We start from the raw sequence: 23,442 nt of genomic DNA on the forward strand, positions 1-23,442 counted from the left end.
GAGAAAATAAAAAACAAAGCCAAGACGGCTTTGTTTTAGTGTATAGGCGGAGATGCTTTCACAGCGGCTGTCCGCCTTGCCACGGCATAATTCAGCAGCTGGATTGACTGGGGTAGTGAAAAGCGCAAAATGAGTCCGGTGAGGATGGCGGTCAAAATGGTGCCAAAACCGATCGGGCCGCCCATGCCCCATGCCGCAAACAAAATAGTTAATTCCATGCCGTTCCGCACCCATTGCACATTCCAGCCGGTTTTTTCTGTAATCAGCATCATCAGTGAATCACGCGGCCCCGCGCCAAGGCCTGCTGATACATAAACACCGACGCCGTAACCGATCAGCACCACGCCGAGAGAGAAGACGATGACGGAGCCCGTGTAGGTCGAGGGAGCAGGCAGAAGAAAATTGAAAAAGTCTATAAATACACCGATGAGCACCATATTCAGGATCGCTCCAATTTTTGGCCAAGCCCTCGTGAACAATGACGTTAATCCGACGATGAGCGCTCCAATAATGATGGACCACTGGCCGACGGTAAGCCCGTAGTGCTGAAACAGGCTGTAATGAAATGCATCCCACGGACTAATGCCGAGTGCTTTTCCTTCTATCGTCAGGGATACACCAAAAGCCAAAATGATCAAACCGGCAAAATAAAATGTCCAGCGCAGAACAAGTTCTTGCTTCACGTGAGGTCCCTTCTTTCGTAAAAATCAGTCGATTGTCATTGTAGCACATCTGACAGAAGGGCGGAATAGGCGAAAGGAGCTCAACAAAAAAACAGGGCCGCCGCAGGCGCCCTGTTTTTCTTATTACAGCGGATTCAAAATCCGGTTCAAGAACCGCTGTGTCCGTTCTTCTTTTGGGGCGGAGAAAATTTGCTCCGGCGGTCCTTGCTCCACGATTACACCGCCGTCGATGAAGATGACTTCATCAGCAACCTCCTGCGCGAACTTGATTTCGTGGGTCACCACGACCATGGTCCAGCCTTCATTGGCTAAGTCCTTGATAACCTTCAGCACCTCTCCGACGAGCTCCGGATCAAGCGCTGAGGTCGGTTCGTCAAACAGCATGAGCTCAGGCTGAATCGCCAGTGCGCGGGCGATGCCCACGCGCTGCTGCTGTCCGCCGGAAAGCTGGAACGGATATAAATCCATTTTGTCCTTCAATCCGACTTTATCAAGAAGCTGGATCGCTTCTTTTCTGACTTCCTCTTTGTTCCGTTTTTGCACCTGAACAGGGCCCTCCATCACGTTTTCGAGGGCTGTGCGGTGCGGGAACAAGTGATACGCCTGAAATACCATTCCGGATTTTCGGCGAAGCTTTAGGATATCCGCCTGTTTCACCTTTTTGGAGAAATTGATGGAGAAATCATCAAATGCAAGCTCTCCGCGATTCGGAATCTCCAGCGCGTTCAGGCAGCGGAGCAGCGTCGTTTTCCCTGAACCTGAAGGCCCAAGTATGGCGATGACTTTTCCTTTTTCAATCTTCATATCTATCTTTTTTAAAATTTCATTTTCACCGAATGATTTGTTTAATCCCTTAACGGTAAGCATACTCGGAACCTCCTTATTTGGCCACGTAGCGGTCAAGACGCCGTTCGATGACATGCTGGACGAGTGAAAGCAGGAAGCAGATAATCCAATAAATAAAGGCTGCTTCAATATAGATCACTAAAATTTGATCAAGATTCCGCGCGCCGATTTCCTGGGCTTTTCTGAACAGCTCAGCGACCAGAATTTGGGAGGCGAGGGATGTATCTTTAATCAGGCTGATAAAAGTATTGGATAATGGCGGGATCGACACACGAAACGCCTGCGGCAGTATGACGCGGAACAGCGTTTTCTGATGTGTCATGCCGATTGTGTAGCCGGCCTCCCATTGCCCTTTCGGCACGGATAAAATAGATGCCCGGATGATTTCAGATGCATAGGCGCCGACGTTTAATGAAAAGGCGATAACTGCGCTTGGAAATGGATCTAATGTGATGTTAAAGGCCGGGAACAGATAGAAAATGATGAACAATTGAACGAGAAGAGGAGTGCCGCGTATTGCGGATACATATACGCTGAACACCCATCTCAAAGGTCTCACTTTCGACATTCTGGCAAGCGCCGTAATCAGCGCCAGGATCATTCCAAATATAAAGGAAAGAATCGTAAGGGGAATCGTATAGTAGATTCCCCCTGAAAGTATCGGCCAGAATGACTGCTGCACCAGATCCCACGGGATCGCCGTGCCAAGCGTCAATGCCGGCAGATTATTTAGAAACATCTTCGCCGAACCATTTTTTAGAAATTTTAGAAAGAGTCCCGTCCTCTTTCATTTCTTTTAATGCTTTGTTGACTTGATCAACAACCTCGCCGCTTCCTTTACGGAACGTGAAATACGTTTCCTGTGGATCGCCTGTTTCAAACGCGATTTTTACGTTTTTGTTGCCGGATGTTTTTAAGTAGTTCAATACGGCAAGCTTATCGTTGTAAGTCATATCGACGCGGCCTTGCTGGATCATTTGAAGAGCTTGTGCCATGCCCTCAACGCCTTCTACTTTAGCGCCGGCATTCGTAGCTAATTTGTTATAGTTGCTTGTCAGTGATTGAGCTGACGTTTTTCCTTTTACATCTGCTTCAGACTTAATATCGTTGTTGTCTTTTTTCGTCACGACAACGGCTCTTGATGTTGTGTATTTATCTGAGAAATCATATTTGTCTTCACGATCTGTTTTTCCGACTTGGTTGGCAACAACGTCAAACCGTTTGGAATTCAGGCCGGCAAACATGCTGTCCCATTGTGTTTCTTTAAAATCGACTTTCAGCCCGAGGCGTTTTGCGACTTCTGTGATGACTTCGACATCATAGCCAGTCAGCTTGTCAGTGTCTTTGTCGTGGTAAGTGAACGGCTCATATGTTCCTTCCGTTCCGACTGTGAGCACACCTTTTTTCTTGATTGAAGCCCAAAGATCGCCATCTTTGGCATTATCTTTTGACTGATTGTCATTTCCTGCTCCGCAAGCTGCAAGAGCTGCAATACTTACGACCATGAATAAAGCCAATAATGCTTTTTTCATCTTATTCCCCACTTTTCTGGTTGATTTTATTGAAATAAAAAATTAGCTTACAAATCTAAAGGATAACTTTTTTTTAGTATGAGTCAAGTATTTGGTTTTCATAAGACAAAATCTTTTAAAATAAATCCAAAAATTGCTGTGCCGGTTTAGGCAAATAACTGTCCGTTCTCCACATGACAGCAGGCGTCATAATGAAGGGATTATTTTCGATATGGACGGTGTGAACGTGATTTCGCATATGAACGGGAATCATTGTGACAGGCAGAATGGATGCGCCTAATCCGGATGACACGAGGCTGAGCAAAGTTGCAGAGTCATGGCATTCACAAACAATGCTCGGCTTCAGGTTCAAACGATGAAATTCATTCATGACCTGATTATAAACGCCTTTTCCGTTAACAGGCCGGAGCAGTATCAGCGGAAACGAAGGAATGTCCTCCATTTTAATCGTGTCTCCGCACGGATATCCGGCTTCATCTGAAAGCACGAGCACACATGGAATGTCATCAAGCTGCTTGAATTGTACTCTGTCACTTTTGATCAGTGTTGTCGTGACCGCCGCATCGATTTGCCGGCTTTCCAGCAGTTCCAACAGTGTCGCAGGCTCATTTTCCCAAATATTAAAGGTGAGATGGGGGTATCTCTCTTTGATCTGTGTGACTTTTTCAAGCATCAGAGCCGCGCAATAAATTGTTGAACCCACGGCTAGCGTGCCGGCTACCTCCTCCTTCAGCTCCTGTACCTCGATGACGGCATCTTCAAACCTATGCAAAATCTCCTTTGCTCTTTTCAGAAAAACAGTTCCTTCATATGTAAGCGTCATTTGTTTTTTCTTGTTCCGATCAAACAGAACAACACCAAGCTCATCCTCCAGCTGTTTGAGCTGCCTGCTTAAAGGCGGCTGCGCCATGTGAAGCTTTTTGGCTGCGGACGTGATTTTCTGTTCTTGGGCAATGGTAATGAAGTATCGAAGCTGGCGAATGTCCAAAAGAAAGCGCCTCCTTAGTATACCTTTTAGGTATTAAATATAGATTTTATAGATATTTTCCATATGGATATATCAGGAGTATGATTGAAATGAAAGCAGAATTCAAGCGTAAAGGAGGGGGCAAAGTGAAACTCGTTGTCGGAATGACAGGGGCAACAGGGGCGATTTTCGGGGTCAGGCTGCTGCAGTGGCTGAAGGCCGCCGAAGTGGAAACCCATCTCGTTGTGTCTCCTTGGGCGAACGTCACGATCAAACACGAAACAGGCTATACCTTACAAGAAGTAGAACAGCTGGCCACATACACTTACTCACATAAGGACCAGGCGGCAGCCATTTCAAGCGGGTCGTTTGATACCGATGGAATGATCGTTGCGCCGTGCAGCATGAAATCTCTCGCAAGCATTCGCACCGGAATGGCGGATAATCTGCTGACACGTGCGGCGGATGTCATGCTCAAGGAGAGAAAAAAACTCGTCCTCTTAACGAGAGAGACGCCTTTGAACCAAATTCATCTCGAAAATATGCTAGCGCTTACGAAAATGGGTACAATCATTCTTCCTCCGATGCCGGCATTTTATAATCAGCCGACCAGCTTAGAGGAAATGGTTGACCATATTGTATTTAGAACGTTGGACCAATTCGGCATTCGCCTTCCTGAAGCGAAGCGCTGGAATGGGATTGAAAAACATAAAGGAGGAGCTTGATCATGGCTTATCAAGATTTCAGAGAATTTCTCGCAGCCCTCGAAAAAGAAGGACAGCTGCTTACAGTGAATGAAGAGGTAAAGCCGGAGCCTGATTTAGGGGCCGCCGCACGCGCAGCCAGCAACCTTGGCGATAAAAGCCCCGCGCTCTTATTTGACAACATTTATGGCTATCATAACGCGCGAATTGCGATGAATGTCATCGGCTCTTGGCCGAACCATGCAATTATGCTGGGCATGCCGAAAGACACACCGGTAAAAGAACAGTTTCTTGAATTCGCAAAGCGTTATGACCAGTTTCCGATGCCGGTCAAACGTGAGGAAACAGCGCCATTTCATGAAAATGAAATCACAGAAGATATCAATTTGTTCGATATACTGCCTCTTTTCAGAATTAACCAAGGTGATGGGGGCTACTATTTAGACAAAGCATGTGTCATTTCCCGTGATCTTGAAGACCCTGACAACTTTGGCAAACAAAATGTCGGCATTTACAGAATGCAGGTCAAAGGAAAAGACCGCCTCGGCATTCAGCCTGTGCCGCAGCACGATATTGCCATCCATTTGCGCCAAGCTGAAGAACGCGGCATCAATCTTCCAGTCACGATTGCGCTTGGCTGTGAGCCGGTTATTACAACAGCGGCATCGACTCCGCTTCTTTATGATCAATCAGAATACGAAATGGCAGGCGCGATTCAAGGCGAACCATATCGCATCGTCAAATCAAAGCTGTCTGATCTTGATGTTCCGTGGGGCGCTGAAGTGGTGCTTGAAGGTGAGATTATTGCCGGAGAGCGCGAATATGAAGGGCCGTTCGGTGAATTCACAGGCCATTATTCCGGCGGACGAAGCATGCCGATCATTAAAATTAAACGCGTCTATCACAGAAACAATCCAATTTTCGAGCATTTATACTTAGGCATGCCTTGGACAGAATGCGATTACATGATCGGCATTAACACATGCGTGCCGCTTTATCAGCAGTTAAAAGAAGCGTATCCGAACGAAATTGTGGCAGTAAACGCCATGTACACACACGGTTTAATCGCGATTGTATCCACAAAAACCCGTTATGGCGGATTTGCGAAAGCGGTCGGCATGCGCGCATTGACCACACCGCACGGACTTGGCTACTGCAAAATGGTCATTGTCGTTGATGAGGATGTCGATCCATTCAACCTGCCGCAGGTCATGTGGGCGCTTTCGACGAAAATGCATCCGAAACACGATGCGGTCATCATTCCGGACTTATCTGTTCTGCCGCTTGATCCGGGATCTAATCCGTCAGGAATCACTCACAAAATGATTCTTGACGCGACTACACCGGTTGCGCCGGAAACAAGAGGCCACTATTCACAGCCGCTTGATTCTCCGCTTACAACGAAAGAATGGGAACAAAAACTAATGGACTTAATGAATAAATAAGGAAAGGGTGTTCGAAATGCATACATGTCCTCGATGCGACTCAAAAAAGGGAGAAGTCATGAGCAAATCGCCTGTAGAAGGCGCATGGGAAGTTTATCAGTGCCAAACATGCTTTTTTACATGGAGATCCTGTGAACCGGAAAGCATTACAAATCCCGCGAAATACAATCCGGCGTTTAAAATTGATCCGAAGGAAACAGAAACAGCCATTGAAGTTCCGGCGGTGCCGGAACGAAAGGCTTGATCAGCGTGAACTGTCTATCAGACCGTCTTTTTGAACTGCTTGACGGGGACCGCCTAAATGAGAAGCAGCATGAGGCCTTCGTTCTGCAAACAGTATCAGAGGATGGCTGGCCGCATGCCGCTATGATCAGTGTGGGGGAAATGATCGCGCTGAACCGAACTGATATCCGAATCGCTCTGTGGAAAAACACAATGACTTCGGCCAATATCCTTCGCACAGGAAAAGCTCAGTTCACGGCATGGTGGAAGGGAGCGGCCTATTATGTAAAGCTTGAATGCGCGCCTTTACCGCCTTTGAAAGATGCTGAATATGATAGAGACCGTTTTTCCTGCCGCATCGTTTCAGTGAAGGAGGACGTTGCGAAATACGCTGATTTGACTTCAGGTGTCCGTATACAGCTTCACAGCGCTGAAGAGGTGCTGGGCAGATGGGAAAAGACCCTGGAAGATTTAAAACGGTCATATCGATAGCCTGACGCCATGCGTCAGGCTTTTTTTATATAATGAAAACAAAGGGGGCGTGAGAAATGGAACGTGCGGGGATCTGTCACTCGGACGGCTTTGATTTAGCTTATCGAATTGAGGGCGAGGGCGCACCCATCCTTGTGATCGGGAGTGCGGTTTACTACCCGCGCCTTTTTTCCTCAGACATCAAACAGAAATATCAATGGATCTTTGTCGACCATAGGGGATTTGCTAAGCCTAAACGAGAGCTTCGTGAGGAGGATTCGAGGCTTGATGCCGTTTTGGCTGATATTGAAAGGATGAGAACATTTCTTCAGCTTGAGGATGTTATCATCCTGGGACATTCCGGGCACGCTTTTATGGCTTTAGAATATGCCAGGACATATCCTGAACATGTCCAGAAGGTGGCGCTCTTCAATACTGCGCCTGATAACAGTGAAGAAAGACAACGAAAAAGTGAATCATTTTTTATGGAAACAGCCAGTCTTGAGAGAAAGAAACGCTTTGAAAAAGATATCGCGAATTTGCCGCAGGACATTGAAAACGATCCTGAAAGACGCTTCGTACACATGTGTATTCGCGCTGAAGCGAAAAGCTTTTATCAAGAGCGGCCGCATGCAGCTGCTTTATGGGATGGCGTATTTACGAATATGCCGATCATGGATGAATTATGGGGGAATACATTTGCCCGGCTGAATCTCATTCAGCGGTTAGCTGATGTACAAGTGCCGGTGTACATCGGCTTAGGAAGATATGATTATTTGGTTGCGCCTGTTGCGCTATGGGATACTGTTGACGATTTATATCCACATGTGGAGAAGGTTATTTTTGAAAAGAGCGGCCATCAGCCGATGCTGGAAGAACCGCAAGCCTTCGAACAAAGCTTCAGGAAATGGCTTGATCAATAAAAAACAGCCCGCGGATCAACATCCGCGGGCTGTTTCTGATTATAAGACCCCTTTCATCGCGCGTTTGATCACCGGCGAGAGCAGCAGGAGAATGCCGCCAAGAACGATAGAAATCAAACCGATGGTGCCGAAGTATGTTGTTTCAGGAATTTTATCAAACAATCCGGCTACTTGGGCATTGATCGCTTGGGCTGCTGCGTTCGTCAGAAACCACATACTCATTGTTTGTGCAGAGAAGGCAGCTGGCGCCAGTTTCGTTGTCACGGATAAACCGACTGGAGACAGGCACAGCTCTCCAAGCACAACAAGCAGGAAGCTGAGAACGAGCCAAAGCGGGCTTACGAGTGCTTCTTTTCCTTGCATAGCCGGGAATACCATAATGATAAATGACAATCCGGCAAGAATAATTCCGATTGAGAATTTAACTGGCGTAGACGGCTGGCGTTTGCCGAGCTTCATCCAGAGCCATGCGAATATTGGCGCAAATATGACGACAAACAATGGATTTAATGATTGGAACCAAGATGACTGAAGTTCGAATCCGCCCAATGAAAGTCTTATACGCTCATCAGCATATACCGCAAGAATGGTCGCTCCCTGTTCCTGAATGGCCCAGAACATGACAGCACCGATAAACAAAGGAACGTAAGCGGCAAGACGGGATTTTTCTGTTTTGTCCGCTTTTTTGCTAGTAAACATGATGATGAAATAAATAACAGGAATCAAAATACCGAGAATACTTACTAGGTCGATGAAACGCTTGATCGTCAGCACGCCTGTTTGTACGGAGATAATCACTGCGATCGCCACAATGATCACACCGATTCCGGTGCCAATCGCAGATTTTTTAGACAGCGGATTCGGCACATTGGAACCTGCAAGACCGAGGTTTTTCTTTCTTGTCAAAGCAAATACGATAAGTCCGAGAAGCATTCCGACCGCGGCAGCTCCGAAGCCGAGATGATAGTTGTACTTCTGTCCGAGTGTTCCGACAATTAACGGCGCAAGCAAACCACCGAGGTTAATCCCCATGTAGAAAATACTGAAACCTGAGTCGCGGCGCGGGTCTTCTTTCGTGTAAAGATCCCCAACCACGCTTGAAACGTTTGGTTTTAATAAGCCTGTTCCGACAATGATAAGCACCATGCTGATATAGAATGCTATCGAACTGCCCGGATAGGCGAGTGCAATGTGGCCGAACATAATGAATATGCCGCCGTAAAACACGGTGTTTGCGGTACCGAATACCCGATCAGCAAGCCATCCGCCAATAATAGTGGACATGTATACGAGTGAGCCGTAAATCGACATAATAGCAACCGCAGTGCCTTTGTCAAAACCAAGCCCGCCGTTTACCGTCTCTGTATACAAATAGTAAAGTAAGATTGCTCTCATTCCATAGTAAGAGAAACGCTCCCAAAATTCGGTGAAAAATAGTGTAAATAGTCCTCGCGGGTGACCAAAGAACCCTTTTTGCGGGACGCTTTTGATGATACTTTCGTTATCAATCGAAGCCATGTCAGCCAAACCCTTTCTAAAAAAAGTGTATTATAAAAATCATATTCTTATATAATACTTGTGTCAATATAATTTATACTCATTTCAAATAGTTCCATAATGGAAAAATTATAAATGCCTAAAAATAGTGATTTTCTCCTAATTTTTATACTCTTTATCGTGAGATTTTCTTACACAACTATTCCTTTATATTTTTTTAATAAAATTTTAGAGAAATGTACAAGCAGACCGGGCCTTTGTGAGTAACATGATAGTAATCATGGAGAAGGAGGCTCGCAATTGGCTGAATTCATATTAAATGCAGCAGATTTCGGTGTTCCTGGAGATGGTCAAACGGATTCGACAGAACTGATTAATCAGTGCCTTAGTACAGCTGTTTCTCAAGGCTATCATACTGTCTGGTTTCCAAAGGGAACATATTTAATAGATGGAACGCTTGGCGGAGATTTTAATCAGAAGTTTCGAAACGCGGGAATCATTGTTCCCGGCAACCTTGAGATTATGATGGACCCGGAGTGTATCATGAAAGTAATCCCGAATCGTTCTTGGGGTTATTCCGCATTTTATGTAGGCAAGCAAGAGAATATAACCATTTCCGGGGGACAAATTATCGGCGAACGCGATGAGCATATCTACGCCTCAGCGGGGATCAGGTCAACCCATGAATGGGGCTTTGGCATATGTATTGAAGGATGCTCGAATGTTGTCATTGATCAAGTGAAAATTTCTGATTTTACCGGCGATGGGATCATTGTCAGTCCGAGGGGATTAAAGACCAATCAAGATTATCGAACGTCAAAGCAAATTATCATCCGCCGCTGTGAGGTTCGGCGGTCGAGGAGAAATAACATTTCCATTACCGGATGTGACATGGTCACAGTGGAGGAATGCGTGATTGAAGACGCCGGAACGGGGAATGGGACAGCGCCGAAATACGGAATTGACATTGAAGGGTATGGAGAAGGTGATGTTGATTATGAGGAACCGATTAATGTATCAATTCGCAATAACTACTTTATTGGAAACGTTTCAAGTTCTGTGACCAATTTTAACGGGTATGGCGTTTTAATAGAAGGAAATCTCTCAGATAATACAATCAGTTATGGATATGGGACGCAAACAGTGATCAAGGGAAATATTCTGAGAGGTTCTGGAGATGCGGCGGCTGCGACAAGAGTCGGAATAACCGGACTCGGTGTGTCACAAGGAAAAGAGACCAGTGACGCGGTGATCGCTGGCAATCTGATTACCGGATTTTCAACTGGAATTGATGTCAGGGGAAAGAGCGTTCTTGTGACCAACAACAAAATCAGCAACTTTGAAAACACAGGGATATTGGTTTATCAGTCTTCTGACGTAAAGGTAGACGGAAACCACATTCAAAACGGACTGTCTGAAACAAGGCGCAGCATCGGTCTTCGCGCAGTGCTGTCAGATGACATCGCGTTTCTGAATAACTGTCTCATTCAAGTCATTGACGGTGTGAACATCTCCGGAGGCGACGTGATCATTAAAGATAATCTCCTGAGAAAATTCAGCCGGGGCATTTGGATCGCTCAAGGGAATGCGGTGATTGAAGGCAATACACTGCATCCTGACACGTTTGAAGCGGTCCCGGAATCATATGCTGTTTCCGTCACAAATAATGCTGGCGCTATCATCAAAAACAATACATTTAAAGAGTTTAAAAATTACCCGATTTACTGCTCCACAAGTGCAAAAACCTCAATTATCGGCAACCACCTCGACAGATCTCCGCTTTTGGTCACCATTTATATCAGCACCGGTGTGCATGAGATTTTTGATAATACCATTTCAGTCAACAGAACAGCCGGGAATCCGATTGTGATTTATGTCAATGGATCAGCAGGCTCTATCATTTCTGGAAACACCATCAATAACCTCTCCGCAGGCACTGCGACAGCTATTCAAACAAACACCTCAACCAATTCCAAAATCATTGGCAACCGCATTTTTAAAGGGACTATCAACAAACACAGCAGTGATACACTAGATGGCAATATTATCGCCTGAAAAAAAGCGCCCCCCTTTAGGGGTTCTTTTTTTTCGATTTATAGATCACGTACATTTCCCTCACAAGGACTAACACAAAAAATATAAGTACAACCCATTCCGCAAACGTTGTCATCTTAAAGCTGGACATATTGTTATAAATCGCTTTTGTTAAACTGAACCCTTGAAGCATGTCCATCAATACAGAAATAGTTAATAAACAAATTAATATGACTCCTGTCACGCCCAATATCTTCATGCTTCATCATCCTCCGCTTTTAGTGTCTATCGTTGGCGGAGAAGTTATACGGCATCTAAACCTATGCATAATCTTAATTCTAATAGGAAGAATATGAGAAAACGACAAAGAAAGGTATTTGTGTATGCCTTTATTTTCTAAGCGAAAGAACAATACCGGTTCAAAAGACAAGCAGAATACAGAAGAAAAGAATCAGGAACAGCAGCAAGAAAAAGAAAGGCCGGCTCTCATTTCTCCTAGTTTGGCAAAGAACATAGCAGAAACGAAAAAGGAAGTCGGAAGCAGCTCTGACGTTATCATTCGCGAGATTAAAATCGGGGAGCAGGATCGTGTCCATCTAGCTGTTATTTATATTGCTGGGCTGGTCGATAATAACACGATCCATGAGTCGTTAATCGATCCATTGGTACAGGATGAGTCTATCCAGAATACTCATGCGATCCAGCAAATTCTTGAAAAAACGCTCCCACTGGGCGGGGTGAAAGCGGAAAAGAGCTGGGATAAGCTTTTTTCCGAGTTAATGCTCGGCAATGCGCTCGTTTTTGCCGATGGCTATGCCGAAGCGCTGATTTGCAGCACTCAAGGGGGAGAGCAGCGCTCCATCCAAGAGCCGAGCACCCAGGTGTCATTCCGCGGCCCGCGCCAAGGGTTTACAGAATCTCTGCAAACCAATATTTCCATGATCCGGCGATACATTAAAAACCCGAATTTATGGGTTGAAAAAATGAAAAAAGGTTCTGTCACAAATACGGATATCGCCCTCATGTACATTGAAGGAATATGTGATGAAAAGGTGCTGAAGGAAGTGAAGCAGCGCCTGGAAAAAATAGATATTGACAGTATTTTGGAATCTGGATATATTGAGCAGCTGATTGAAGATGAAACCTTTACGACGTTTCCGACTATGTATCATACAGAACGCCCTGATGTTGTAGCGGGAAATCTGTTAGAAGGAAGATTCGCGATTATTGTGGACGGAACACCGTTTGTGCTTATTGCTCCGGCATTATTTGTCCAATTTTTTCAGTCTGTTGAAGATTATTATTCCCGTTTTGACATTGCGACAAGCATACGGATCCTGCGGGTTTTAGTCTTTTTCATTTCGCTTGTGGCTCCGGCTGTCTATGTGGCAGCCACGACGTTTCACCAAGAAATGATACCGACTCAGCTGTTAGTGGTCATTGCGGCCCAGCGGGAAATTGTCCCGTTTCCGGCTGTTGTGGAGGCGCTAACGATGGAGGTTGCTTTTGAGATTCTGAGGGAAGCGGGGGTCAGGCTGCCCCGGGTTGTCGGCTCGGCAGTATCAATCGTAGGCGCGCTCGTAATCGGCCAGGCTGCCGTACAAGCTGGTATTGTCTCTCCGGCAATGGTGATTATCGTGGCACTCACCGCGATTGCGAGCTTCGCAACGCCGGCATTTGCAATGGCGATTTCAGCCCGGCTCATCCGGTTTATTTTTATTATTGCCTCAGCTGTTATGGGTTTTTACGGGCTGATTTTAGGGATCATTATGATGTTTGTGCACTTATGCAGTCTTCGTTCATTTGGCGTTCCATATATGTCGCCGCTTGCACCCTTTTCTTCACAAGGCGTAAAGGACGCGCTGTTCCGGGTTCCGTGGTGGGCCGATGAAAAGAGGCCGGAATCGGTCAGTAAGGAAGATAAGGTGCGGCAGGGAGAGGGTCAGCGCCCAGAGCCGGCCGCTTCACGAGGAATGGTGAACAAAGATTTGGAAGAAGGGGATCAGAATGGTACGTAAATGTCTGTTAGCCGTTCTCATGCTTTTGAGCGTCATTGTGCTGCCCGGCTGCTGGGATAAGCGGGAGCTGACGGATCTTGCGATTATCTCGGCGATTGGCATCGATCGGACAAACGACGGCAACTACGTGCTGCATCTTCAAATTATCAATCCAGGAAATGTTGCCGGCGGCCTTCAAGGAGGCGGTGCCGGAGACAGGCCGCCTGTATCTGTCTATTCGATTGAAGGTAACAATATAACGGAAGCACTCAGAAAAGCCTCCATAAAGGTGTCACGCCGGCTTTATTTTGCCCATACCAATCTGGTCGTGATCAGTGAAAAGCTGGCAAAAGAAGAAGGTTTGGATTTTGTATTAGATAATCTTGACCGGGACACAGAATTCAGGACAACGGCAACATTCGTCGTTGCTCATAAAACAAAAGCGGAAAATATTGTAAAAATCTTGACGCCAATTGATAAAATTCCATCAAATAAAGTCAATAAAACCCTGGATTTCACGGAGGCGGAATACGGACGGGTGGTTAAAACCAATATTCAGGACGTTTTAAAAACACTTGCCGCCAATACCAGGGCGCCGGTTATTCCGGGATATATGATGATTGGTGACGATAAAAAAGGAGTCAGCATGGAAAACACGCAGGCGACTGACCCGAAAGCCATTCTCCAGGCAGATGGTTTAGCGATTTTTGATAAGGCTGGGTATTTAAAGTATTGGCTTGAAGATGATGAAAGCGTGGGGGCAGTCTGGCTGATGAATAAGATCCAGCATACGTTTATTAATGCTGACTGGGACAAGACGAAGGATGCGGTCAGCTTGCAGGTTACCCATCAAGATACAAAGCTGGTACCGGAGATGCGGAACGGACGTCCATACATCCATGTGAAAGTGTCGGTTGAAGGAATTATAGATGCTGTCAAATACCCTTTCCAATTGTCTGACCCCAAGGTGCTGCCCGCTATTGAAAAAGCGCTCAACAAAGAGCTGGAAAAGGAAATCAGCCATACTGTGAAAAAGATCAAGAAGAATAAAATAGATTTTATCGGTTTTGGTGACACGATATATAGAAAGTATCCGGAGCAGTGGGAGAAAATGAAGGATACATGGGACAAAGAGTATTTGCCGGACCTGCCCATCGACGTAAAGGCCGAGACGTATATCAGAAGAACGGGATTGCGAAACAATCCGATCAAACACCAGTTTAAAGATGATTAGGTCTGAAGAAAGGGGAAGTGACAGATGGAAAAAGCCAGAATAAGCATAAGGCAGCTGTTTGTCATGATTATCATTTTTGAACTGGGCAGCTCCTTATTGATTACCCCCGGATCGATGGCGGGCAGGGATGCTTGGATAGCAGTTCTATTAGGCTGTGCGGCCGGGCTGTTTCTTTTCTATTTGTATCAGGGCATTTATCAATGCTATCCGGAATCTTCGCCGAAAGAATATATGGATGATATGCTCGGAACCAAGCTGAGCTGGCTGTTTTCATTTCTCTATATCTTGTACTTTGCCTATATTGCCGCAAGGGTGCTGCGTGACTTTGGAGAAATGCTGCTGACGTTTGCTTATCATGATACACCTATCATTATTGTAAATGCTTTATTAATGGTAGTAAGCATATATGCCGTAAGAAAAGGAATTGAAGTGCTCGCACGCGCGGCCGAACTGCTTTTCGGGGCCATGTATTTACTGGGCGCGCTCGGCCTCGTGCTGATTATTGTCTCAGGCACTATAGACCCGCACAATTTAAAGCCGGTTTTGGCAAACGGCATTTCTCCTGTCCTTCACTCTGTTTTCACACAGACCATGTACGTTCCATTTGGTGAAGTTGTTTTATTTGTGATGATTTTCCCTAACCTGAATGACAGAAAAAATGTGAAAAAAATGGGGATGATCGCCATGGCTATTAGCGGATTGGTTGTGGCGCTCACCGTGGCGATTAATATCAGCGTGCTTGATGTTGATCTTACACTCAGATCCCAGTTTCCGCTTTTAAGCACGATCCAGACAATCAAAGTCGAAGAATTTTTAGATCGGCTTGATGTCTTTTTTATGCTGGCGCTGATCATTGGCGGCTTCTTTAAGGTCAGTCTCTACTTATATGCCACTGTGGTGGGGACATCTACGCTCTTTAAGGAAAAGAATCCCTCCCAATTGGCTTATCCGATGGGATTGGGCATTTTAATCCTCTCTATTACGATTGCGACTAACTTTTCGGAGCACTTGAACGAAGGCCTGAAAGTGGTGCCGCTGTATATTCATTTGCCTTTTCAATTATTGTTTCCGCTCTTTCTGTTTATTCTGGCTGTTTGGAAAAAGAAGCGAAGAGAGAAGTCAAAAGAGGCAGGAACGAAAAAATGATAAAAAGAGCGGGGGGATGCAGCCGCCGCTCTTTTTATGTTCACTTCTATATAAAAGGGGGATATAGGTTGCGCCCCTGTCTGCACTGGCAGAGGCGCGTTTTGTTATACCACTGCGACGTTTTCCTTCACAGTAAAGCTTCCTCTTGAAAGTCTGATATTAATGTCGGATACTTTTGCAATTTGCTCATCGTGCGTCACCATGATGACGCATTTATCTTCCTTGTGCGCCAGATCTTGAAAGAGCCGTACAATTTCTTTTGATGTATCCTCATCAAGGTTTCCGGTCGGTTCATCGGCTACGATAAGATCCGTGTCACAGCAGAAAGCTCTTGTAATTGATACCCGCTGCTGCTGTCCGCCGCTCAGTGTGAGCACTTTTTGCCGGGCTTGTTTTTCGTTGATGCCGACCTTCTGCAGCATGTCAAGCGCATATGATTCTTTGTTCTTTTCTTTAGATCCTGTGATTTCCATAGCGGTTGTGACGTTCTGCAAAGCCGTCATATACGGAAGCAGGTTGTACGCCTGAAACACGATTGATACATATTGGTTTCTGAAATTGGTTAAGCCGATTTTAGAAACCGCTTTTCCGTCGTAAAGGATGTTTCCTTCTTTTGGTGCGTCAAGTCCGCCTGCCAGAGACAGGAAAGTGGTTTTCCCTGTCCCTGATGTGCCAACAATGGTGTAGAATTTTCCTTTTTGAAAGCTGATGTTAATATCCTGAAACAACGGCTGGCTCTTGTCTTTATACCAGTAGCCGACTTGTTGAAATTCTAATAAGCTCATAGGTTCCGCCTCTTTCTATTCCTGTTTTGTCAATATCGTTTTCGGATGAAGCCGCAGTACTGAAATGGACGGCAGCAATGTTGCAATGATTGCGATCAGGATGCCGATCCCGCCAAGAACAAGCATGTCGTTCATAGAAACCGCGACGTTCAGTGAATCGATAACGTCCGCGTTTGATGAACTGTGGCCGAACATTCCGCCACCCATGCCGCCACCGCCGCCAGGCATTTGTCCGTTTTGCCCGCTTGCAGTTTGCGTTGAATCGGTTGATGAACTGATCTGCTGGGATAAAAGCTGATTTCCAAGCTGATTTGCGACGAGATTTCCAGTCACCGATGCAAGGCCGATGGCGATAACGGCCACGATCAGAATCTCAGTCAAGAACTGTCCAATCAATTTCCACCGTTTTTCACCGATGGCCATTAACACACCCATTTCGTATTTGCGCTCCCTGATCGACATCATGACAATCAGGCCGAGAATGACAGCCCCTGCCACTGATACAAGATACACCACGTTTTTAGAGAAAGAAGCTACATTTTCAATCGGGCCGACCATTTGCTGGTACAACTGATCGTTTGTATTCAGTGTGTACGTATCGAAGTCAATGGATGTTTTCTTCGCTGCTTTTACGAAAGCATCCATATTTTTCGCATCGTCCATATAGTAAACGGCTGAGTCAATCGTATTTTGATAGTCGTCGCCTTTCAGCGCCGCTGTTGCTGTGTAAGGTGTATAAAGCTTGTTATAAGGATTTAAGAAAGAGAAATTTTGGGCTTGGTCATCGCCTGAAGATGTTGTTTTATAAATACCGACGATCTTCAGCTTTACTGTTGTATCCTCATCTGTTGCTGATTCAATTGTGATCGAATCGCCAACGCTTAAATCATTTTCTTCCGCTAATGTTTCGTTGATCACTGTTACTTTTTTGCCGACATCTGATTTTGTAATCGCGCGTCCGTCAGTGATTTTTGAATCCCCGTCAGAGAAATCATCAACTAATGCTGTGCTGATGACACCTTCAATCGAAAGATCGGCTTGCACCATTTGCGGTCCGCCTTGTCCGCCGCCTTGGCTGTTTTTAGCATTTGAGTTTGAACTGCTTGAGCTGGAATCGCTTGAACTGGAGCTTGAGCTCTCAATCGCATCAAAGTTCCCCGCGTTGGCTGAAGCTGATGTGATGTAATTGTAGCTCTTCACATGATCGAGTGCTGCAAGCTTATTTGCATCAGACACTTTGATCGGTGTTGATTCGAAGCTGCGTTTTTCACCGCTGTCCTGCTGTTTTTCCATTTGCTTTTGGCGGTCAACCTGTAGTGTCACGCTCCCGCCGAGCTCTTGTCTGGCCAGTTCGCTTGATTTTTGTGCTGCCGACTGGATGGTGAGGCCTGATAGAACAAAGACACATATGACTGTAAACACAAATAATTGCAATAATGTTTTTCCCTTTTTAGCCTTCATATTCCAAAAGGCCCGTTTGATAAAGTTCATTTATGTTCCTCCGTATAGGTATTGTTATTGATAAGGCCGCCTCTGGGGCGGGCTTGCTTGTTGATAAATTAATAGTAGTCCAAAGGTATGAAAAAAATATGAACAATCTATTTCTAGTTGATGAAATAAAAACTAACAATTGCGAAACGCAAAACCTTCTGTTTAAAATGGTGCTATTATATAAAAAAGCATCAAAACAACCGGAGGATATAATGAAAATATTAATGATAGAAGATAATGTTAGTGTCTGTACGATGACGGAGATGTTCTTTTTTAAGGAAGGTTTTGAAGCGGAATTCGTTCATGACGGATTAGAGGGATACCAGCGTTTTACGGAAGAAAATTGGGATCTGATCATTTTGGATATCATGCTTCCATCTATGGACGGCGTAACCATTTGCAGAAAAATAAGAGAGACAAGCACGGTGCCGATTATCATGCTTACTGCCAAAGACACTGAATCAGATCAGGTCATCGGTTTTGAGATGGGGGCGGATGATTATGTCACGAAGCCGTTCAGCCCGCTGACATTGGTTGCCCGCATCAAAGCCGTCATCAGAAGATACAAGGCGACAGGCAAAGCGGTTGTTGATGAAGATATGATCGAATCGGAATGCTTTACAATTAATAAGAAGACGAGAGAAGTCTTTTTGAACGGAGAGCCTGTAGAAAATCTCACGCCGAAGGAATTCGATCTGCTTTACTACCTTGTCCAAAATCCGCGTCAGGTGTTCTCCAGAGAACAGCTGCTTGAGCAGGTATGGGGCTATCAATTTTATGGAGATGAGCGGACGGTTGACGTTCATATCAAACGGCTGCGGAAAAAGCTTGCCAGCGAGGACAAGCCTTTCCTATATACCGTGTGGGGAGTAGGGTATAAATTTGATGAAGATTAAATATTTATACCAGCTGCTTCTGAGCCATATCAGCATTTTGATTTTAGCGTTTGTCATTATCATTTCGCTATTTTCTCACTTTGTGAAAGATTTTGCCTATCAAAATAAAGTAGAGGAACTGACGTCATATGCGGTTCAGATCGCGGATGAATTCCAAGCAGGCCAGGTTGATATGCGCAGGCTCTATCCTTATCAGGACATTTTAAGCACAAGAAAGACTCAGTTTATCATCTTCAATGAAAAGCAGCAGCCTTATTTTCTTCCTGAAGGCTTTCATCATCAGCCAAGGGAACAGCTGAAGAAATCAGAATGGAACAAGCTGAAAAAAGGGCAGACTGTCATGATCAGGGCCGATGGCCGTTTTGATGATGAAGTGTCTCTTGTGGCGCAGCCTATATTTGTTCAGAACGAGTTTAAAGGCGCCGTTCTGCTGATTTCTCCAATCAGCGGCGTTGAACAGATGGTCAATCAGGTCAACCTCTATATGTTTTACGCTGTAATCAGCACGCTCGTCATTACGATTCTTGTGAGCTGGCTCCTATCCAAATTCCATGTCAAACGGATTCAAAAGCTAAGAGAAGCGACAGATAAAGTTGCTTCCGGCGATTATGACATCCACTTGGAAAACAGCTACAGGGATGAAATCGGCGTACTGGCGTCCGACTTTAATATTATGGCGAAAAAATTAAAGCAATCGAGGGATGAAATCGATCGCCTTGAGAAGCGGAGAAGGCAGTTTATCGCTGACGTGTCACATGAATTAAAAACTCCGCTGACGACGATCAACGGTTTGGTTGAAGGGCTGAACAGCCATACGATTCCTGAGGATAAGAAGGATAAGTGCTTCTCGCTGATCAGTGAGGAAACGAAGCGCATGCTGCGGCTCGTAAAAGAAAATCTGGATTATGAAAAAATCAGGTCTCAGCAAATTACCTTGAACAAGCTGGATGTTCCGCTGATCGAGGTGTTTGAAATCGTGAAAGAGCACTTAGAGCAGCAGGCGGAAGAAAAACAAAACAGGCTGATGATTCAGGTAGAGGATCACGTGATCGTTCATGCCGATTACGACAGGCTCATTCAAATACTCGTCAACATTACGAAAAACAGCATCCAATTTACGCAAAACGGTGACATTTGGCTGCGCGGAATAGAAGGTTATAAAGAGACGATTATTGAAATTGAAGATACGGGGATCGGCATTTCAAAAGAGGATATTGAGCATATTTGGGAGCGGTTCTATAAAGCAGATATTTCAAGAACGAACACGGCATACGGTGAATATGGACTCGGTCTCTCGATCGTCAAGCAGCTCGTTGAAATGCATCGGGGCACAGTAGAGATCAAGAGTGAAGAAGGGAAAGGCACAAAATTTATCATCCGCCTTCCCTTAACGGCAAAGCAGCAATAGCATACAGGGCGGCAGCATCATCAGATGAGCCGCCTTTTTTGCACACCGCTTCGGTTTATTGCGTGCTCCCGAAAACAAAGATTGCGTGTTTTTCGGGTTAGGACAGTCTATAAACATGATAAAATATGACATAAACAGTTTTTGATGGGAGAGGGTGAAGGAATGAAGAGCGGGGTAATTCCTTCTTCAGCGGTCGGTCAAAAAATTAACGAGTGGTACAAATATATCCGGACATTCAGCGTGCCGGATGCCGAAGTGTTAAAAGCTGAAATCCAGCAGGAACTGAAACACATGCAGCATGATTCCAACTTGCTGCTTTATTATTCACTAATGGAATTCCGGCACCAGCTTATGCTGGATTATCTTGAGCCGTTAGAAAAATTAAATATCGAAGACCAGCCAAGCCTGTCTGAATTATCACGAAACATTGACAGCAATCAGGCAGATCTTAAAGGGCTGCTCGACTATTACGTGAATTTTTTCCGCGGGATGTATGAGTTTGATAAGCGGGAATTTATTTCTGCCATTACATACTATAAACAGGCGGAGAAAAAACTTTCCTTTGTCGCAGACCATATTGAACGGGCTGAATTCTACTTTAAAATCGCGGAAGCTTATTATTATATGAAGCAAACGTATTTTTCATTGATTAATATCAAAAACGCCTATGAAATTTACGTGGAGCAGGAAACCTATAATGTGAGAATCATTCAATGCCATTTCGTGTTCGGGGTTAACCTGATGGATGAAAGAAATTTCGAACAAGCCGCACGCCATTTCAAATTGGCGCTCAATATGGCCCAAGCGGAACAAAAAGCCCAGCTGGTCGGAAGAGCATACTACAATCTCGGATTATGCTATTACAATCAAGATATTCTTGACCCTGCCATTGAGTACTTTGAAAAAGCGGTCTCCACGTTTGAAAGCAGCAGGATCATCAATTCTCTGCCGCAAGCCTATTTTTTAATCACCCTGATTTATTATAAACAGGGAAAACATGATAAAGCTTCGGAATATCACAAGCGGGGCTATGAATATGCTAAAGAAACAGACGATGCAGACTATGCCGTAAAATTCGAGTTTTTGCAATCCCTATATCAGGATCAGCCCAGTGAAGAAGGAATCGAACGATGTTTTCAATACCTAAAAAATAAAAATATGTACGCTGATATAGAGGATTTAGCCCTAGAAGTAGCAAAATATTACTATGAACAGAAGTGGTTTAAACTGTCTGCTTCCTACTTTCTACAAGTTGAAGAGGCAAGAAAACAAATACAAAGGAGTGAAGGTTTGTATGAAATTGAAATCTAAGTTGTTTGTTATTTGTTTAGCCGCAGCCGCGATTTTTACAGCGGCTGGCGTTTCTGCTCATGCGGAAGCACTCGACTTTCATGTGACGGAAAGAGGAATGACGTAAGAACCAGCCCCTTCTCTTTGGTGAGAAGGGGTTTTTCTTTTCAAAAAAACACCGCAAGACATAGTCTTGCGGCGCCCCCGCAGAGACGGTCAGCAGCTTAGTAGCCGCCAACAAACGCAGTCCCTACGATAATTAAAAGAATGAACAATACAACGATTAAAGCGAAAGAACTGATGCCGTAACCGCCGCCAGTAGAGTATCCTGACATAAGGTTTCACCTCCCTATGAAGGATACTATAAGATATGCTGAGCCGATCTGTTTGGCAGGGATAATAGTGGACAAGAGAAAAAAATGAACAATTCGGCTATATGAAAAATAGCGGGCGCTGCGGCCCGCTATTTATGTACGATTAAGAGATCAGCACGCCTGCGAAAAATTCCTGGTATAACGCTTGAACGGCTTTTCTTTCTTCGGCTTCTTTTACGCCAAACATCATGCTCACTTCAGATGATCCCTGATTGATCATTTCGATATTCACCTTAGCCTCTGATAATGCTTTGGCGGCTCTTGCTGTTGTACCGACATTGTGGCGCATCGCTTCTCCTACAACCATAATCAGTGCGAGATGATGCTCGACAATGACTTCGTCGGCATGCAAATCCTTTTCGATCCGTTTGATCACGCTGCGTTCAGTGGCGGCATCCATTTGACCCTCCCGCAAGATGATGGTCATGTCATCAATTCCCGATGGAACATGCTCATACGTCAATCCGTGCTCCTCCAGGATTTGAAGGGCTTTGCGGCCAAATCCGATTTCTCTGTTCATTAAATACTTGCTGATATAAATGCTGCAAAAACCGGTATCGCTGGCAATGCCGACGACAGGCCCGTTCGTGTTATCCCGCTTGCTTACGACGCGGGTGCCTCCGGCTGAGGGGTTGTTCGTATTTTTGATCTGAACAGGAATCCCCGCTCTAAATGCCGGAATGAGCGCTTCATCATGAAACACTGAAAAACCGGCGTAAGACAGCTCCCGCATCTCTCTGTATGTCAGCTCACTGATTTCCTTTGGATTTTCAACGAAGGACGGATTGACAGAATACACAGCGTCCACGTCTGTAAAGTTTTCGTACAAATCAGCTTGAAGTCCGTTGGCAAGAATCGAGCCGGTAATATCAGAACCGCTCCGTGAGAATGTGATCACATCGCCATCCTTGCTGAATCCGAAAAAACCGGGAAAAATAATGAGTCCGTCACGTTCCCGAAGACGATAGAGGTTTTGATAGGATTCAGGAAGAACTTGCGCGTTGCCGGGTTCATTTGTCACAAAAAGGCCGGCATCCTTCGGGTTGACATATTCCGCTTTGACGCCTTTATAGCGGAAATAAGCGGCGATCAGCTTGGCGTTGTTATCCTCCCCGCTGGCCTTAACTGCGTCAAGATATTGCTCGGGATTGCTTTTGTCTCCTTCTAAAAGCGTAAACAAATCATCTCTGATTTTATCGATAATGCTTTGCCCCAGCTGAAGCTCATTGGCGATGAGAGCGTACCGTTCCACAACCGCTTCCGCCAGTTCAGGTGCGCTGCCTGATGCCAAATATTGTTCCGCACATGCGATTAAGAGATCAGTCACTTTCGTATCCTCGGCATAGCGTTTTCCCGGAGCTGAAACGACTACAGCTTTCCGTGCCGGATCTGAGGTAACGATGTGAAACACCTTGTCAAGCTGAGCGCCTGAAGCAAGTGAGCTGCCTCCGAATTTAACGACCTTCATGTTTACATCTCCTAATGTTTAAAATTTTC

The 23,442-nt window shown here is 45.2% G+C and carries 24 protein-coding genes; 13 read left to right on the top strand and 11 right to left on the bottom strand.

The genetic code is table 11. From position 1 onward, the window contains the following. Window positions 1–35: 35 nt before the first annotated feature. From MY9_RS02050 to bsdA, 5 genes are all read right to left on the bottom strand, one after another. Window positions 36–683: a YczE/YyaS/YitT family protein gene (locus tag MY9_RS02050; protein WP_014662752.1), complete on the bottom strand. Its 648-nt coding sequence runs from the start codon at window positions 681–683 to the stop codon at window positions 36–38. A 123-nt stretch (window positions 684–806) separates the two neighbouring features. Beyond that, on the bottom strand, window positions 807–1,550 hold the full coding sequence (gene tcyC, locus MY9_RS02055) for a cystine ABC transporter ATP-binding protein TcyC (RefSeq protein WP_014662753.1): 744 nt from the start codon (window positions 1,548–1,550) through the stop codon (window positions 807–809). 13 nt (window positions 1,551–1,563) lie between these two features. After that, window positions 1,564–2,268 (bottom strand): cystine ABC transporter permease TcyB, encoded by a 705-nt coding sequence (tcyB, locus tag MY9_RS02060; protein WP_014662754.1) that lies wholly within the window; start codon window positions 2,266–2,268, stop codon window positions 1,564–1,566. After that, on the bottom strand, window positions 2,255–3,061 hold the full coding sequence (tcyA, locus tag MY9_RS02065) for a cystine ABC transporter substrate-binding lipoprotein TcyA (protein ID WP_014662755.1): 807 nt from the start codon (window positions 3,059–3,061) through the stop codon (window positions 2,255–2,257). The genes tcyB and tcyA overlap by 14 nt, the downstream gene beginning before the upstream one ends. A 115-nt stretch (window positions 3,062–3,176) precedes the next feature. Further along, window positions 3,177–4,049, bottom strand: coding sequence for a transcriptional regulator BsdA (bsdA, locus tag MY9_RS02070; protein ID WP_014662756.1), 873 nt, complete (start codon window positions 4,047–4,049; stop codon window positions 3,177–3,179). Between the two features lie 89 nt (window positions 4,050–4,138). Here bsdA and MY9_RS02075 point away from each other — a divergent pair, with 89 nt between their 5' ends. From MY9_RS02075 to MY9_RS02095, 5 genes are read left to right on the top strand one after another with little or no spacing between them, the layout of a single operon-like run. Then, entirely contained in the window at window positions 4,139–4,753 is a 615-nt protein-coding gene (locus MY9_RS02075; RefSeq protein WP_050982287.1) for a non-oxidative hydroxyarylic acid decarboxylases subunit B, read from the top strand. A 2-nt stretch (window positions 4,754–4,755) separates the two neighbouring features. Next, a complete protein-coding gene (gene bsdC / locus MY9_RS02080; RefSeq protein ID WP_014662757.1) occupies window positions 4,756–6,177 on the top strand; it encodes a phenolic acid decarboxylase BsdC in 1,422 nt (473 codons plus the stop codon). Window positions 6,178–6,193: 16 nt separating this feature from the next. Then, window positions 6,194–6,421 carry a phenolic acid decarboxylase subunit BsdD gene (bsdD, locus tag MY9_RS02085; RefSeq protein WP_019257455.1) on the top strand — a complete coding sequence of 76 codons (228 nt, stop codon included), beginning with the start codon at window positions 6,194–6,196 and terminating at the stop codon, window positions 6,419–6,421. Then, entirely contained in the window at window positions 6,418–6,891 is a 474-nt protein-coding gene (locus MY9_RS02090; RefSeq protein WP_014662758.1) for a pyridoxamine 5'-phosphate oxidase family protein, read from the top strand. The genes bsdD and MY9_RS02090 overlap by 4 nt, the downstream gene beginning before the upstream one ends. Before the next feature lie 56 nt (window positions 6,892–6,947). Continuing rightward, window positions 6,948–7,793 carry an alpha/beta fold hydrolase gene (locus MY9_RS02095; RefSeq protein WP_014662759.1) on the top strand — a complete coding sequence of 282 codons (846 nt, stop codon included), beginning with the start codon at window positions 6,948–6,950 and terminating at the stop codon, window positions 7,791–7,793. A gap of 39 nt (window positions 7,794–7,832) precedes the next feature. Here the strand turns inward: MY9_RS02095 and MY9_RS02100 are convergent, their stop codons facing one another. After that, window positions 7,833–9,311, bottom strand: coding sequence for a peptide MFS transporter (locus MY9_RS02100; protein ID WP_014662760.1), 1,479 nt, complete (start codon window positions 9,309–9,311; stop codon window positions 7,833–7,835). A gap of 279 nt (window positions 9,312–9,590) precedes the next feature. Between MY9_RS02100 and MY9_RS02105 the strand changes: the two genes are divergently transcribed. Then, entirely contained in the window at window positions 9,591–11,345 is a 1,755-nt protein-coding gene (locus MY9_RS02105; RefSeq protein ID WP_014662761.1) for a right-handed parallel beta-helix repeat-containing protein, read from the top strand. Window positions 11,346–11,361: 16 nt separating this feature from the next. Here MY9_RS02105 and MY9_RS02110 read toward each other — a convergent pair whose 3' ends face one another. Further along, window positions 11,362–11,583: a hypothetical protein gene (locus MY9_RS02110; RefSeq protein WP_014662762.1), complete on the bottom strand. Its 222-nt coding sequence runs from the start codon at window positions 11,581–11,583 to the stop codon at window positions 11,362–11,364. 124 nt (window positions 11,584–11,707) lie between these two features. On the opposite strand from MY9_RS02110, the gene gerKA reads away from it, so the two are divergent. From gerKA to gerKB, 3 genes are read left to right on the top strand one after another with little or no spacing between them, the layout of a single operon-like run. After that, window positions 11,708–13,342: a spore germination protein GerKA gene (gerKA, locus tag MY9_RS02115; RefSeq protein ID WP_014662763.1), complete on the top strand. Its 1,635-nt coding sequence runs from the start codon at window positions 11,708–11,710 to the stop codon at window positions 13,340–13,342. Continuing rightward, window positions 13,332–14,555, top strand: coding sequence for a spore germination protein GerKC (gene gerKC, locus MY9_RS02120; protein WP_014662764.1), 1,224 nt, complete (start codon window positions 13,332–13,334; stop codon window positions 14,553–14,555). The genes gerKA and gerKC overlap by 11 nt, the downstream gene beginning before the upstream one ends. A 24-nt stretch (window positions 14,556–14,579) precedes the next feature. Beyond that, window positions 14,580–15,701 carry a spore germination protein GerKB gene (gene gerKB, locus MY9_RS02125; protein ID WP_014662765.1) on the top strand — a complete coding sequence of 374 codons (1,122 nt, stop codon included), beginning with the start codon at window positions 14,580–14,582 and terminating at the stop codon, window positions 15,699–15,701. Window positions 15,702–15,805: 104 nt separating this feature from the next. Here gerKB and MY9_RS02130 read toward each other — a convergent pair whose 3' ends face one another. Next, window positions 15,806–16,486, bottom strand: a complete 681-nt coding sequence (locus MY9_RS02130; protein WP_014662766.1) for an ABC transporter ATP-binding protein — start codon at window positions 16,484–16,486, stop codon at window positions 15,806–15,808. A gap of 15 nt (window positions 16,487–16,501) precedes the next feature. Continuing rightward, window positions 16,502–17,977, bottom strand: coding sequence for an ABC transporter permease (locus MY9_RS02135; protein ID WP_014662767.1), 1,476 nt, complete (start codon window positions 17,975–17,977; stop codon window positions 16,502–16,504). Window positions 17,978–18,189: 212 nt separating this feature from the next. Between MY9_RS02135 and yclJ the strand changes: the two genes are divergently transcribed. The 4 genes from yclJ (at window position 18,190) to phrC (ending at window position 21,698) form a co-directional block, all read left to right on the top strand. Further along, entirely contained in the window at window positions 18,190–18,873 is a 684-nt protein-coding gene (yclJ, locus tag MY9_RS02140) for a two-component system response regulator YclJ (RefSeq protein ID WP_041521471.1), read from the top strand. Next, a complete protein-coding gene (gene yclK / locus MY9_RS02145) occupies window positions 18,860–20,281 on the top strand; it encodes a two-component system sensor histidine kinase YclK (protein ID WP_081483592.1) in 1,422 nt (473 codons plus the stop codon). The genes yclJ and yclK overlap by 14 nt, the downstream gene beginning before the upstream one ends. A 162-nt stretch (window positions 20,282–20,443) precedes the next feature. Further along, window positions 20,444–21,592 (top strand): response regulator aspartate phosphatase RapC, encoded by a 1,149-nt coding sequence (gene rapC / locus MY9_RS02150; RefSeq protein WP_014662770.1) that lies wholly within the window; start codon window positions 20,444–20,446, stop codon window positions 21,590–21,592. Next, complete coding sequence (gene phrC / locus MY9_RS02155) at window positions 21,576–21,698, top strand: phosphatase RapC inhibitor PhrC (protein WP_014662771.1); 123 nt, start codon at window positions 21,576–21,578, stop codon at window positions 21,696–21,698. Before rapC ends, phrC begins: the two co-directional genes overlap by 17 nt. Window positions 21,699–21,795: 97 nt before the next feature. On the opposite strand, the gene MY9_RS02160 is transcribed toward phrC, so the two are convergent. Next, entirely contained in the window at window positions 21,796–21,906 is a 111-nt protein-coding gene (locus MY9_RS02160) for a YjcZ family sporulation protein (protein ID WP_040084173.1), read from the bottom strand. Between the two features lie 142 nt (window positions 21,907–22,048). Then, window positions 22,049–23,413: an aspartate kinase gene (locus tag MY9_RS02165; protein WP_014662772.1), complete on the bottom strand. Its 1,365-nt coding sequence runs from the start codon at window positions 23,411–23,413 to the stop codon at window positions 22,049–22,051. Between the last annotated feature and the right edge of the window lie 29 nt (window positions 23,414–23,442).

The organism is Bacillus sp. JS (assembly GCF_000259365.1).
GTDB classification, from domain to species: Bacteria; Bacillota; Bacilli; order Bacillales; family Bacillaceae; genus Bacillus; species Bacillus stercoris.

Coding starts and splice junctions, on each gene's coding strand:
- tcyC (WP_014662753.1), bottom strand. CDS start 1,550: ATGCTTACCGTTAAGGGATTAAACAAATCATTCGGTGAAAATGAAATT.
- tcyB (WP_014662754.1), bottom strand. CDS start 2,268: ATGTTTCTAAATAATCTGCCGGCATTGACGCTTGGCACGGCGATCCCG.
- tcyA (WP_014662755.1), bottom strand. CDS start 3,061: ATGAAAAAAGCATTATTGGCTTTATTCATGGTCGTAAGTATTGCAGCT.
- MY9_RS02075 (WP_050982287.1), top strand. CDS start 4,139: ATGAAAGCAGAATTCAAGCGTAAAGGAGGGGGCAAAGTGAAACTCGTT.
- bsdC (WP_014662757.1), top strand. CDS start 4,756: ATGGCTTATCAAGATTTCAGAGAATTTCTCGCAGCCCTCGAAAAAGAA.
- bsdD (WP_019257455.1), top strand. CDS start 6,194: ATGCATACATGTCCTCGATGCGACTCAAAAAAGGGAGAAGTCATGAGC.
- MY9_RS02095 (WP_014662759.1), top strand. CDS start 6,948: ATGGAACGTGCGGGGATCTGTCACTCGGACGGCTTTGATTTAGCTTAT.
- MY9_RS02100 (WP_014662760.1), bottom strand. CDS start 9,311: ATGGCTTCGATTGATAACGAAAGTATCATCAAAAGCGTCCCGCAAAAA.
- MY9_RS02110 (WP_014662762.1), bottom strand. CDS start 11,583: ATGAAGATATTGGGCGTGACAGGAGTCATATTAATTTGTTTATTAACT.
- gerKA (WP_014662763.1), top strand. CDS start 11,708: ATGCCTTTATTTTCTAAGCGAAAGAACAATACCGGTTCAAAAGACAAG.
- gerKC (WP_014662764.1), top strand. CDS start 13,332: ATGGTACGTAAATGTCTGTTAGCCGTTCTCATGCTTTTGAGCGTCATT.
- gerKB (WP_014662765.1), top strand. CDS start 14,580: ATGGAAAAAGCCAGAATAAGCATAAGGCAGCTGTTTGTCATGATTATC.
- MY9_RS02130 (WP_014662766.1), bottom strand. CDS start 16,486: ATGAGCTTATTAGAATTTCAACAAGTCGGCTACTGGTATAAAGACAAG.
- MY9_RS02135 (WP_014662767.1), bottom strand. CDS start 17,977: ATGAACTTTATCAAACGGGCCTTTTGGAATATGAAGGCTAAAAAGGGA.
- yclJ (WP_041521471.1), top strand. CDS start 18,190: ATGAAAATATTAATGATAGAAGATAATGTTAGTGTCTGTACGATGACG.
- rapC (WP_014662770.1), top strand. CDS start 20,444: ATGAAGAGCGGGGTAATTCCTTCTTCAGCGGTCGGTCAAAAAATTAAC.
- phrC (WP_014662771.1), top strand. CDS start 21,576: ATGAAATTGAAATCTAAGTTGTTTGTTATTTGTTTAGCCGCAGCCGCG.
- MY9_RS02160 (WP_040084173.1), bottom strand. CDS start 21,906: ATGTCAGGATACTCTACTGGCGGCGGTTACGGCATCAGTTCTTTCGCT.
- MY9_RS02165 (WP_014662772.1), bottom strand. CDS start 23,413: ATGAAGGTCGTTAAATTCGGAGGCAGCTCACTTGCTTCAGGCGCTCAG.